The sequence below is a fragment of the Wolbachia endosymbiont (group B) of Episyrphus balteatus genome (assembly GCF_947250575.1).
Taxonomy (GTDB): Bacteria; Pseudomonadota; Alphaproteobacteria; order Rickettsiales; family Anaplasmataceae; genus Wolbachia.
Genome location: NZ_OX366325.1, coordinates 369,891 through 383,142 on the forward strand (window position 1 = coordinate 369,891; position 13,252 = coordinate 383,142).

Annotated in this window: 10 protein-coding genes and 1 pseudogene; 7 read left to right on the forward strand and 4 right to left on the reverse strand. The window is 34.6% G+C overall.

What is annotated here, in order from left to right; translation table 11 throughout:
• Positions 1-34: 34 nt before the first annotated feature.
• A pseudogene (locus OOL05_RS01810) lies at positions 35-777 on the reverse strand (IS5 family transposase); the annotation flags it as partial.
• Positions 778-970: 193 nt separating this feature from the next.
• Here OOL05_RS01810 and OOL05_RS01815 point away from each other — a divergent pair.
• The 5 genes from OOL05_RS01815 to trpS all read left to right on the forward strand — a co-directional run bounded on the left by OOL05_RS01815 (position 971) and on the right by trpS (position 5,853).
• Positions 971-2,770, forward strand: coding sequence for a peptidylprolyl isomerase (locus OOL05_RS01815; RefSeq protein ID WP_264686566.1), 1,800 nt, complete (start codon positions 971-973; stop codon positions 2,768-2,770).
• A gap of 134 nt (positions 2,771-2,904) precedes the next feature.
• A complete protein-coding gene (gene rpsP / locus OOL05_RS01820; RefSeq protein ID WP_006015540.1) occupies positions 2,905-3,219 on the forward strand; it encodes a 30S ribosomal protein S16 in 315 nt (104 codons plus the stop codon).
• Between the two features lie 10 nt (positions 3,220-3,229).
• Positions 3,230-4,216: a polyprenyl synthetase family protein gene (locus OOL05_RS01825; RefSeq protein WP_010402250.1), complete on the forward strand. Its 987-nt coding sequence runs from the start codon at positions 3,230-3,232 to the stop codon at positions 4,214-4,216.
• Positions 4,217-4,278: 62 nt separating this feature from the next.
• Positions 4,279-4,839, forward strand: coding sequence for a nucleotide exchange factor GrpE (locus OOL05_RS01830; RefSeq protein ID WP_010402249.1), 561 nt, complete (start codon positions 4,279-4,281; stop codon positions 4,837-4,839).
• 15 nt (positions 4,840-4,854) lie between these two features.
• Positions 4,855-5,853: a tryptophan--tRNA ligase gene (trpS, locus tag OOL05_RS01835; RefSeq protein ID WP_264686565.1), complete on the forward strand. Its 999-nt coding sequence runs from the start codon at positions 4,855-4,857 to the stop codon at positions 5,851-5,853.
• Between the two features lie 7 nt (positions 5,854-5,860).
• Here the strand turns inward: trpS and OOL05_RS01840 are convergent, their stop codons facing one another.
• Positions 5,861-7,228 carry a hypothetical protein gene (locus OOL05_RS01840; RefSeq protein ID WP_264730605.1) on the reverse strand — a complete coding sequence of 456 codons (1,368 nt, stop codon included), beginning with the start codon at positions 7,226-7,228 and terminating at the stop codon, positions 5,861-5,863.
• Positions 7,229-7,621: 393 nt separating this feature from the next.
• Here OOL05_RS01840 and OOL05_RS01845 point away from each other — a divergent pair, with 393 nt between their 5' ends.
• Together OOL05_RS01845 and OOL05_RS01850 are read left to right on the forward strand one after the other, a co-directional pair.
• Positions 7,622-10,297, forward strand: coding sequence for a 2-oxoglutarate dehydrogenase E1 component (locus OOL05_RS01845; protein ID WP_264375695.1), 2,676 nt, complete (start codon positions 7,622-7,624; stop codon positions 10,295-10,297).
• Between the two features lie 152 nt (positions 10,298-10,449).
• The gene (locus OOL05_RS01850; RefSeq protein WP_264375694.1) at positions 10,450-10,743 is read left to right on the forward strand and encodes a hypothetical protein; all 294 of its coding nucleotides are present in this window, start codon (positions 10,450-10,452) and stop codon (positions 10,741-10,743) included.
• Between the two features lie 213 nt (positions 10,744-10,956).
• Here OOL05_RS01850 and OOL05_RS01855 read toward each other — a convergent pair whose 3' ends face one another.
• Entirely contained in the window at positions 10,957-11,550 is a 594-nt protein-coding gene (locus tag OOL05_RS01855) for a TIGR02217 family protein (RefSeq protein WP_010405410.1), read from the reverse strand.
• 53 nt (positions 11,551-11,603) lie between these two features.
• Entirely contained in the window at positions 11,604-13,124 is a 1,521-nt protein-coding gene (locus OOL05_RS01860) for an OTU family ubiquitin thioesterase (RefSeq protein WP_264375693.1), read from the reverse strand.
• Between the last annotated feature and the right edge of the window lie 128 nt (positions 13,125-13,252).

Sequence of the window (13,252 nt, forward strand, 5' to 3'; positions counted from 1 at the left end):
CATCAAAGAACCGGTTCATAATCTTTTGAGGAGGAAAGAAGTAAAAGCAAATTTGTAGGCTAGTATTAAGTTTACGCTCGCAATTTTTCCAAAGTCGCCTACATTTTTCCAACCAGGCAAAAGAAGATCTCTCAACAACCCATCTTTTTGGCAATACAGCAAAGGTGCTTCACCTCAACAGTTGCACCAATAGTTACTTTCATCTGTGTTGCAAAATTTTCTCCAGTGTAGCCTGCATCAACCAGTATGTTTTTAACTTCAGAGAGACTTTCTTTAGCATTTTTAACCATTGTCAAAGCACTGCTACGATCAGTTATTTCTGCCGTTGTTATATGAATTGCGTGTGTCAAACCTTGTGTATCAACTGCGATATGACGCTTTATTACTGAAATTTTCTTGCCAGCATCATAACCTTTTTCTTCAGCAGTATCGGTATTTTTTACACTTTGGGCATCAATGATGCAGAAGCTTGTTTTGGTATTCCGACCACTGTTCTCTCCAACCAATTTTTTTTAAGACAATTTCTAGAACATTTTCTCTATCTTCATTCGTTTTTTTACTCCATTTCTTGAAGTAATCGTAAAAATTTCGCCATCTTGGAAACTCTTTTGGAAGCATTCGCCATTGACAGCCACTTTTTAGTACATAAAGCACACCACAAAATAACTCATATAAACCTAATCTTCTTGGCTTTGTTTTCTTTCGCACGCTTTCTAAAATTAGTCTAATCTTTTCGAATTTTTCACAACTTATGTCACTTGGATATGTATTCCTCATACTTTCTTTGCCTCATGTCAACTATACCTCATCTTACCATATTCAGAGATCACTTACAGGCTCTTAGGTTAATATAAGCTTCCACTCAATTTAATACACTACAATATTACATATATTAGCTAATTTGTTAATAGATTTACAAATATTAAATTATTGCTATTCTAAATTTAAGTGTTAGTTAACTGAGTTTACAATGAGTATTAGAAATTTTTTTACCAAGGCAATCGTTCTCCTTTTAGTTTGCTTATTAATCTTTATGGGGATTGGCAATCTTTTATCAAATGATGATGAAAGGAAAGAATTAGCTAAAGTAGGAAAGGAAGTTATAACATCAGATGAATATAAATTACTATATCAAAATTATGAAAAGCAAATTTCTGGATCTGATGTAAGTAAAGAACAAGTAAAAAAGCTGAAATATGATTTACTTAACGCACTTATAGAGCAAAAACTATTGTTTAACCTAATTAGCGAACTTGGATTAAAAGTTGGAGAAGAATCTATCAAAAGCCACATAAAAAATACCAAGTACTTTCAGGACGATAAAGGAGAATTTGACCATAATAAATTCCATCAAACTCTAAATAGCCTGCATATCACAGAAAAGGAATATATAGAAAAACTAGAGAAAATCCTGCCTGCAATGATGTTCATGACTTCGTTATTTAAAGATAATTATCCGGTAACTTTTGGTGAGGGTGTTGATGAGCAGATATACAAAAATCGCTACCAAACTAGAGTAGTTGATATTGTTAAAATAACTGAGGATGCAATTACAGACGTTCCTGAACCAGATGATCAAGCCTTACTTGATTTGTATGAAAGAAATAAGTCCAATTTTTATTACCCTGAGTATCGAACTGCGCAATACATTTCTCTGGATCAAAAATATTTTGAAGATCAAATCAGAATTTCAGATGAAGAGGTTGATAGTATAATAGAACATCAGGAACTTAAAAATCAAAGAGACATATTCAATGTGATATTTCCTACCAAAGAAAAAGCTGAAATAGCAAGAAGAGCACTTGAAGAAAGTAAAGCAAGCTTTGAACAAATAATAGAAGAGTTTAATAAAGTGAAACTCGATGAAACCAGAGTAAATAATATAACTAAGGATTTCTTACCTGAAAATATGAGAGAAAAGGTATTTGCTCTCAAAACAGGTGAAGTAAGTGAAGTTTTAACAAGCAATTTTGGATGGCACGTAATAAAGGTAGAAAGCATACATCAAATCTCTGATGAAGACTTGGTTGATTTAAAAAAAGACATAAGGTCAGTTTTAACCAATCAAAAGTCTTTTGAAAAAGTCAATGATTTCATAAATCAAGTGAATTATAAGATATACAATGGTGCAACGATTGAAGAAATCTCCAATAATTACAATTTACCTATACAAACCATTGGTCCAGTAGATGCTAGTGGAAAAGACCAAAGTGGTAATGAAGTAGGAAATTCCAGTGATTTCATTTCTTTCATTTTTTCACGCGAGAAAGATCAGAAGAGTTATTTTAAGGGTGTTGGAGATACTGTTGTTGGTGTGAAAATCAGTGATATCGTTCCTCCTAAATTACAAAATTTTGAAGAAAGTAGGGAATCAGCCATAAAGCTTTGGCGTAGTGAATTTATAAAAGAAAGAATGTTTAAAATGGGACAAGAAGTAGCAGTTCAATTAAGAGAAAAGACAGATTTGGAAGAAATGCAAGGTATAAAATTGGTTAAAGGCCAGCAAATACAACGCAATGAACAAAACTACCCTTTTTCTTTCATAGAAGAGATTTTCAATATGAAAACAACTAATTCGGTAACAGATCCTATTCAATACAATAATGAAATTATAATAGGCGTTCTAAAAGAAATGCATTCATCAAATGGTAAATTAAACATGCTTGACACCGGAAAACGTGTGATGATATCGCTAAAGGAACAGTTAATTAGCTATCTAAAATCAAAGTATAGAGTAGAAGTTAATCATGCTATGATTGATGATATATAAAAAAGTTTATTATCTTCCTTTTATGAGTGATTGGAGGGGGCTATATTGTATTTTTAGGTAAAAGAGGTACAATTAGTTTGACTTGAGCTGTTTATTGTATTTAAATTGTAATTAATATATGAATAAAGGTTGACATGGCAGTTAAAATAAGGTTAGCAAGGTTTGGGGCAAAGAAACGTCCTTTTTATAGGATAGTTGTAGCTGATTCACGAGCACCAAGAGATGGGCGCTTTATTGAGAGAATAGGACAATATGATCCAATGTTGCCAAAAGACAATAAAAATCGTGTTGTGGTAAAAGCTGATAGATTAAAACATTGGCTAAGTGTAGGAGCGCAAGCAACTGAAAGGGTAATGTGGTTCATTAAAAAAGGCATAGTAGATTTAGAAACAGAATCGAAAAAAATAGAAAAGAAAAAAGTTGAGAAAGTACAAGGGCAAGAAGCATAAGTCCTCTTAAATGCTAAACACTGATTTAACAAAAAGTAGTAAATTAGATGATATTGTATCTTCTGATTTATTGGCTATGAATGACTTTATCTTCAAAAATGTCAATGATGAAGGTACTAAGCTTGCTACCGATATTACATCTCATCTTATTAATTCAGGAGGAAAAAAGATAAGGCCTAAGCTCATTTTTATTATTTGTAAAATGCTGAATTACTCTGGAGAGAGTAGGATCAACATTGCTGCATCGGTAGAATTTATACACAACGCTACTTTACTTCATGATGATGTGCTTGATGAAAGTAAGGCACGCCATGGAGTTGCAACAGCAAATAAAATTTGGGGGAATAAATCAAGCATTTTAGTTGGTGATCTATTATTGACCTTAGCATTTAGATGGCTTATAGACTGTGGGAATTTAAGTGTTCTCTCTATTTTATCTAAGGCATCTAATTTGCTTGTCAAGGGTGAGATAAAGCAGATGACAACGCGTTTTGACCCTAACACAATTAGGAAAAATTATTTTAATATCATTGGAGAAAAGACAGCATCTTTATTTTCTGCATGCTGCGAGGCTGCATCAGTAGTATCTGGAGCCACAAGTGATGAAACAGAGAGGCTAAGGAATTTCGGGTTTAATTTTGGTATGGCATTCCAAATAATTGATGACGTGCTAGATTATACTGCTAATCAAGGCACTTTAGGAAAGCAACTTGGAAAAGATTTCTTTGAAGGTAAAGTTACTTTACCTTCTATTATAGCATATGAAAAAGGCAGCCCATCAGAACAAAAATTCTGGGAGAAATCTTTTTCTTCAGCTAGACACAATTTTGACCAAGCATTACAATATATTAATCATCATAATGCCATTCATGTTTCTATGGAAGAAGCTAAACACTATATTAATATGGCGCAAAGTAATATTGATACTTTTTCTGATTCTCTTTATAAAACTGCTTTAATTGACTTTTTAAATGCAAGCATAGAAAGACAAGGATAGCTAACGCTTGATATTTTTAGATTGATTGTTATATATTTATTAAGTTTGTAAGGGTGAATGATATGTCAGATAGTAATAAAGAGAAAAAAAAGAAATTTGCCGATATGGTCAGTAAACGAAAAGGGGATGATCAAGAAGATCAGCAAACAGGTGATTTAAGTGAAGAGCTTAATATATTAAAAGAACGTGCAGTTCAGCTTGAAGATCATTTACGTCGCGCTGTTGCGGATAATGAAAACGTTAAACGTATAATGCAAAAGCAAATTAGCGATGCAAGTGATTATGCAGTCACAAAATTTGCACGTGATATGATCGACTCTTGTGACAATTTAAAAAAAGCAATGGAAAACTTGAAAGATGATGATCCTATTCATGAAGGAATAAAAGTGGCGCACCAAAAGATTGTGAGTGATCTAAAAAAACATGGAATAGAAGAAATAGATCCAATAGGTAACTCTTTTGACAGCAATTTACATCAAGCTGTTGTGGAAAGAGAAGATAATGAAAAAGAGCCTGGCACTATTGTAGAAGTACTACAAACTGGTTATACAATTAAAAATAGGTTGCTTCGTCCTGCAATGGTTATTCTTTCTAAAAAATCTGCTGATTGCGAAAGTAACTAATAACACACTCAAGGTATGGAAGAAGTTGTCTTCTCAGGTATTCAGCCAAGTGGAGTATTACACTTGGGCAATTATCTTGGTGCAATTAAGCAGTGGATAGGCTTGCAGGATAAATATAAATCTCTTTTTTGTGTTGTTGATCTGCATGCAATCACAGCAAATAAGCTTCCCGCAAATGAATTAAAAAATAATATTTTTAAAGCAGCAGCAACTTATATTGCATGTGGAATAGATCCGGAAAAGTCGATTATTTTCAATCAATCCGCAGTTAGTGGTCATGCAGAATTGGGCTGGCTGCTAGGGTGCTATACACCAATTGGTTGGCTTAATCGTATGACTCAATTTAAAGATAAGGCTGGAAGCGATAGACAAAAAGCTTCTCTTGGGTTATATAGCTACCCAGTACTTATGGCTGCGGATATATTGCTGTATCAAACTAAATATGTTCCTGTTGGCGATGATCAAAAACAGCATTTAGAACTTGCACGTGATATTGCATCAGCTTTTAACAATCATTATAAATGTAGTCATTTCATCATACCTGAAATCTTAACTTTGGATTGCACATCAAGAATAATGAGCTTAAGAGATGGAGCAAGCAAGATGAGCAAATCTGATTCTTCAGAATACTCATGCATTAACCTTGACGATACAGATGACTTGATTGTCAAGAAAATAGAAAAAGCAAAAACAGATTCAATTCTAGGCTTTGATTTTGCTACTTTAAAGTGCCGTCCAGAAGTAAACAATTTGGTAAACATTTATTCAGTGCTTAGTGATTTAAATGTGGAAAAAGTGTGTGAAGAAGTGAATAAACATGATATGAAACACTTTAAAAAAGAGTTAGCTGGCTTAATCATCAGTGTTATATCACCCATACGTGAGAAGTTGAACGGTCTTTTGAAGGATCAGCTCCATTTACATAAAATATTAAAAGAAGGTACAGAAAAAGCAGCAGAGATTGCAAATAACAATATAAAAAAGATCAAGGATATTATAGGGTTTGTTCAATAGGTTACAACTATTTCTTCCCATGGCTTTCAAATCGTGCAGCTATTTTCTTTACACTAACATGAGTGAGAAGAGGTTTTTTACTAACCGGAAGTTTAGAATCGGACTTTGCTGTTATGGGGTTCATTTTAGATCTTTTATTTCCTACCGGAAATGAGTGAGATTGGGAGGCAGTTTTTTGCGATGGTGCAGGATCTTTCTTCATACCGATATCTGCTTGTGTTGCAGGGGTGGCTTTGCTCTTAGCAACTTGATTTTGCTCAAATTTTCCTACTATTGACTTTACTCTACCGTCCTTCTTGCTATTTACTTTTTCTTTTATAATAACCGCTTTTACTTCTGATGCTGCTTTATCAGCAGATTTTTTCAGGATTGGTTTACTTTCAGCTGATTTTTGCGAAGTCACTTCTACTATTATTGGTTTCGTGCTCACTTGTTGATCAACAATATCTAGCCTTTTAGGATTTGACAGTATTTCAGATTTATCTTCTTTAGTTTCTTGCCTAATTTCTTGATTGGTAGCGTTTAGCGCTGGTGGCTCTGGAGCCTGTCTCTTTTTATATCCTCTTCTTGTTCCTGCATTTTTCTTAGGTTTCGTTTTGTGAGTTGGCTCCTTTTTAGCTAACTTTGAGTCTTCCGAATCTTTTGTTGAAGATTTACTACTTTTCTCTTGATAATTTGATATTTCCTCATGTCCAGACTCTTCACTTAATGAACTTTCATAGCCTGAATCTTCAGGAGATACATTCTCTATTTCTGGTTTAAAGTGTACCTTTTTTGAGGCAGTAGGAGGTGGCGGAGGTGCTGTTGTTGGCCGTTTTATTCTCTTCATAACTAATTTTCCTACCGGCTGTTTTCCTTCTTGCAGCTTAGGAGTATCTTCCTTCTGCTTTGATGTCGTTTTATTTTCCGTGCTTACTTCGTATGATTTATGTGCTTTATTGCCTTTTCCACTCTGTTTCGAATCTAAAATTTCTTTAAGTCCTTTCTTGAATAGATTAATTGTACTTAAAATATTTGTGTATTCGGCTGCTTTTTCTATAGTGAAACCTGATAATTCATCACCAACAAAATTTTTTATGTCATTATCATTAGTTGGAATATCTTTTCCCAAGACTCTATCTAATATCCCTTTTAATGTTCCAATAAAACCGAGTGGCTTTGTGCTCAAAGGTTCTACATAATTATTCAAGTCGCTATATATAACAAATTTGGCTACATCTTTTGCGTTGTTTGTAAAATTCTTCAGAGCTTGAGATAAATCTTTCAGTGTTTCATCATATTGTTCATTAATTTTTTTTGTATCCTTCAGCTTTATGACTCTTATCAAAGAATTGAGATTTTTATCATAATTGTCACTTTTAAATAGATCACTCATACCAATTACTGTTTATCGTTTACTTAAATATAAATTCAAAGTATTAAGACCGAGTAAATGTTATATGACTTATCCTCTGACTCATAAACGCTTGCGTTCCTTAATGTGCAAAAAAATTTCAATAATCTTCAATCAGCAATAGTATAGAAATCCAAAAAACAAGTAGCTAACACTGGAATCTAGGAATTATGATTGGGCACAAGTTGATGAGTATAGTTGTTTTATGTTGAAATACAGCATTTATGGAAAGATTAGATGTCAGTCTAGAATGACACCCTTTCTGGAAAACTCGGATTACAGTGTTTGTATAACTTAATAATTAGAAACTAAAGGAGTTCTTTTTTAAAAAACTTAAGTTATACTTATAAGTATTTGATATCTTTTGTAGTGATTATGCTAAGTCTAAGCTGCCTTTATGGTGATAATGCAGAATTTGTAGAAGAAATGTATAGCCGTTATCTGCAGGGCGATAAATCAATCGGGGAGGATTGGAATAGGATTTTTTCAAGCAATTTAGAAATGAATAAAACGGAAGCCTGCAATGCACAGCACGCAGTCAAGTCGGATGATTCAATTTCTAGCTTAGCAAATTTCTTCAGATCTTACGGTCATTTTTTTGCGGACTTAAATCCATTATCACCGCATGTAAATAAAGAAATAGATTATCAGAAATATTTGAATATCTCTCCAGCGTATGATGCTGAAATATATAGAGATATTTACTGCAAGAACATCGGGTTTGAATTTATGCATATTTCCTCTTATGAGGAAAGAGTGTGGCTGCAGGAGAAAATTGAAAATCAGGTCTATACGCTAAGCCCTCAGGATAAAAAAGAAATACTAAGGCACTTGATTGAATCTGAGATGTTCGAGCAATTTCTCCATATGAAATTTCCTGGATATAAGCGTTTTTCTATCGAAGGTGGGGAGTCAGCCATTGTTGCAATTGAAAGAGTTATTAGTGATTCTGCAGCTTTTGGTATTGAAGAAATAGTTCTTGGTATGGCCCACCGAGGACGGCTTAATGTTCTAACCAAAGTTATGGGGAAAGAATATGCGGCAATGCTGTCTGAATTTCAAGGCAATCTTGCATACCCAAGTGGTCTTGAGGTATCTGGTGATGTCAAATATCACCTTGGTTACTCTTCTGATCGAGCACTTGCTGGTGGTAAAAAAATACACTTAAGTTTATGTCCTAACCCATCTCACCTTGAGGCGGTAAATCCAGTTCTAGCTGGAAGAGTAAGAGCGAAGCAAAATATAAGATCTGTGCTTGGAGTGTCAATTCATGGTGATGCAGCTTTCATCGGGCAGGGAGTGGTTGCTGAAACCCTGACTTTGAGCAACATTGAAGGTTATACAGTAGGTGGTATCGTGCATATTGTTATTAATAACCAAGTTGGTTTTACCGCCAACCCATCCTGCGCACGCTCATCTTTTTATTGCACTGATGTAGCAAAATCAATAGAAGCTCCAATATTTCATGTTAATGGAGATAATCCAGAAGCTGTGAGTTTTGTTGCGAATTTGGCAATGGAGTATGTGCAGAAATTTAAAAAGGATGTGGTGATTGACATAATATGCTACCGCAAATATGGCCATAATGAAGGCGATGAGCCAAATTTTACTCAGCCACTTATGTATAAAGCAATATCAAAGCATAAAACTCCAGGCACGCTGTACGAAGAGAAGCTGACTGCAGAGAAAGTGCTAGGTAGCGATGAAGTAAGTAAATTACGCAGCGAATTTAGAACAAGATTAGATAAAAGCCTTACTGAGTCAACGACTTATACTCCGAAGAAAGCTGACTGGTTTGATGGAGTGTGGTTAAAACTCAGGAGAGCAAAGTTGAACGATTTGAGTGAATATTATACGGACTCTGGTGTTTCACCAGATGAGCTAAAAAAATTAGGTGTACACATAAATAGCAATATTCCAAGTAGTTTTAATCTCAATAATAAAGTCAGAAGAATACTTGATGGCAGAATAGACAGTATAAATTCCGGTAGCAACATAGACTGGGCAACTGCTGAAAGTCTTGCATTCGCGTCATTGCTTAAAGAAGGAATAGGAGTGCGCTTGTCAGGACAAGATTCTGGTCGCGGTACCTTCTCGCACCGTCATTCAAGACTTGTTGATCAAGTAACAGAAGAAACGTTTATTCCACTGAACAACATAAGTGAGAAGCAAGCTCGCTTTGAAGTTATAGATAGCGCACTATCTGAGTATGCTGTGATGGGTTTTGAATATGGATATAGCCTTGATTCTCCTTATTCACTTGTGCTCTGGGAAGGGCAGTTCGGTGATTTTGCAAATGGCGCGCAAATTATGATCGACCAATTTATCTCATCTGCAGAAACAAAGTGGTTGCGGTCAAGTGGTCTAGTTTTACTTTTGCCTCATGGTTATGAAGGGCAGGGGCCTGAGCATAGTTCTGCTCGTATAGAGAGGTTTTTGCAGCTCTGTGCAGAGGATAATATGCAGGTGGTTAATTGCTCTACTCCTGCGAATTATTTTCATGCTTTACGCCGACAAATTAATCGAGATTTTCGTAAGCCTTTAGTGGTGTTTACACCTAAATCACTATTGCGTCATAAAAGCGCAGTTTCTAACCTTTCTGACTTTGAAGGAAAATTTCTTACGGTAATTCCAGAGTGTAGAAAAGGTTTAGTTGCAAGTGATAAAATACGTAAAGTTGTAATATGTAGTGGTAAAGTTTATTACGACATAATTGAAATGCTTGAAGCACAAAAAATAAACGATATAGCAGTAGTGCGTTTAGAACAATTTTATCCATTCCCGGCCGATAAACTAGGCAGTGAACTTGAAAAATATAAGAACGCTGAAATTACATGGTGTCAAGAGGAACCAAAAAATATGGGAGGATGGTTCTTTGTCAACCCATTGATAGAAGAGGTATTGTCTGGCCTCAATGCTCAAGCAAAAAGACCTAAGTGCATTGCAAGACCTGCTGCTGCATCTCCTGCATGTGGTTATGCTAATGTCCATGCTCAACAACAAGCAGAAATTTTGAAGCAAGTTGTGCATGTACAATTGTGCAAACACTAAATGGCAATTGGTCAGGCTCATTAATTGTACCTAGATAACTTATAGCAATAAAAAAATTTCCATATCACAAAGAAGATTTTGGCAAGCAAAACTAGTTTACAGATTCTTAAACTTTATATTCTATAACTAGAATAAATTTTAAGGAGTATTTTATGAGTAATAATAACACTTTTCCATTACAATCCCATGCTATTACAAAAAAAGAAGAGAGACCAAATTCTCGAATAGAACTTAAGGTTGAAAATGACGAGCTTATTGATGTCAAAACAGGTGAATCTACTGGCAAAAATTATGAAGAATGCTTTAAAGTTATGCTAAAGAATAAAGATAATATTACACTTAACCAATACGATAGGCTTGAAGGAGAGTGCAATGATAGTGAATGCCAAGCTTGTATGGATGCATTTAATGCTGCTATAATAACAGTTACCTGGATTGAAACTTAAGACGTAAAGGTAGAGAGGCACTTTTAAGAATAAAATAAATGGAGTCAGAAAAATCAGCGTTGAATATTGTGCTTAATCTGAAATCAATAGTGCTCAATAGAATTTAGACATAGGCTCGTTGAGCCTATGTACACCCAGATAACTTACAGCAACCCTCGATAAATATATGGTTGATTACTGAGGCTTAGCATTGCTTATGGTAGCCCACTTAATTTATTTCACTTCCACCAAGGGAATATTGTTCCAGCTATTGCTGCCATAGTTATCAATAGAAGCGTTTAGGTAATCTGTATCAAATCGTACTGGTACATCAAATTCGAAGCTTGCGGTGATTATTGTACCTTTTGCTGGTGGTTTCATAAATGCTATTTCTCCAGTTGAATAATTCACTGAATATTTTTCTGTCTTTTCACCATCTAGGTAAATTTTTATTGTATCATGCACTGGCTTTTTAATAGTTCGTGTATGCTTGTCTTTTCCACTTATGTAAGTTTTCATCAGTTGAAAGATCGTTTTTTTATCGTCTCCTATGCCAATTTCTTGATTGATAACTGTAAAGTCTGACCAATCCTTAAAACGAAACCCTATTGCTTTACCTTTTCGTGCCTGAAAAAATGTTATGAGTTCTGTTAGCTGCTCGTTTGACCTAACTCCATAAGCTATGTTATACCTGGCACGTGCACGAGACCAATTAATATTGCGCTGCTCACAACCATTATGAGTTGTTACAACGTCAGTGGAAAATTCAGGTCCTCCAGTAGAGCCATAAGATATATTTTCTGGAAATCTAATTTCTGTAAATGACATATGCCCTCCTGTAAAAATAAAATTGAGTTGATATAGATGAAGTAGGAAAGATCTTAAATTTTTGAAGCTGCTTTATCAATCAGGCTATAAATTTTAAATCCCGTTTCTTCTAGAAAAGTAAAGGTGTTGTTTTCTCCTACCTTACCTTTCAGTTCGTTAATGTCTTGATGACTCTGCGTTAACTGATATACACAAACACATGCAATGGCTAAAGCAACTCCAGCAAGACATGCTAAAGGAATTGGTTGAGTAAAAACAGCAGCTATAGCAGATGCTGTGAATGCTATAGCTGTTATTACAGTAGTTATGCTATAAATAGCTTCGCCTCTGTAACTATTGATTAATTTCTTTTCTATTGCCTCTTGTTGTGTTTTTTGCTCGTGTGGATGAGAAATAGTAATTACTGTATCCGTATGAATTGGCTCACTAGCGCTGGTATCAATTCTCTCTTTTTGTGTTTTTTGTTCTTTATGATCTTGCGCAATTGCTGCTTTGCTAGTTCTGATATTATATTGTTCTTCTTGCTCTGATTGATCAGAAGCAGGAACTCTTTTACCTATTTCAAGAATTTCTTCACTGGAATTTTTTTTCATATCCTTAGAAGTTTCACTCAAGATCTTTGCTGTATTTTCACAAATTTTATTGTGTGTTTTTTCTAACATTGCTTCATGATTTTGTGAATTTGTTTCATCAATACTTCTATCAGCAGCTCTTTCTTTTAGTGGTTTCTGCTCTGATTGATTAGAAATAGGAGTTCTTCTATTCGAAAAAATCGTCTCACCAGCGCTGCTTTTTTGTTGTACTGGTTTCTCATAAGCAGAAGCTTCTGTAACCTCGCCAAAGATTTCTTCATTAGAAACTGGTTGACTTTCTGTTATATCTTCAGAAATTTCACTTAGAAGTGGCACAAAATGCCTCATGTAATTCACTACTCCTACAGTTTTTTTGCTACTATCTATCTCTAGTTGATTGAGATCTATATCTTGTATAAAAACTGCTGGATCATCATCATGTGCTGTAATTTTAGTTCCCGTAACTTTTTGACTACCTTCCTCTATTGAATAAATATAAAGTTCCACTTTGTACTTGTCGCATATCATTCTCCCTTCAATCTCTGGACGACCCCATATAGGTGCAGAACCAGCTCCTGTGGCCATATTCTTAATATTTTTTAAGTACTCATGAAAAGTCTTTTTCTCATCTATCATATTTATTTTAGTTTTTGGATCTTGTATAGGACCATATGGACCTTCTAGCGCAGCAAAGTAGCCACCAATAGCAGCGTCTTTTATTACTGCTTTATAGGTCCAACTATCTTGTTCACCATGTTGCTCAACATAATCTGCGCAGTCTTTTCTTAATGATTTTGCAGTAAAATAATGACCAGGTTTTATATTTAGCTCATTCAACCCTTGAGCCACAGAGTCAAAAAAGCAATCCCCTGTCTTTATAGCAGCCCCGATTTTTAGTTCTCTAGGATAAGTACTCTTTAAATTATCCAATAAATTACTTGGTTTTTTCTTTTCTTCGATTTGTTGAAAAAGAGCAATTGGTTCTCTGTTGAAATTTTTCATGTTATAACTCCAAAATAATAATTGTATTTTAATAGATTAATCAGCCTAGGAAGGCTAATTACTTAAGGTCGTGCTATGTTGCAAGCAAACATCACCTATTCTTCTTGAACTAATATGTAGCATATACA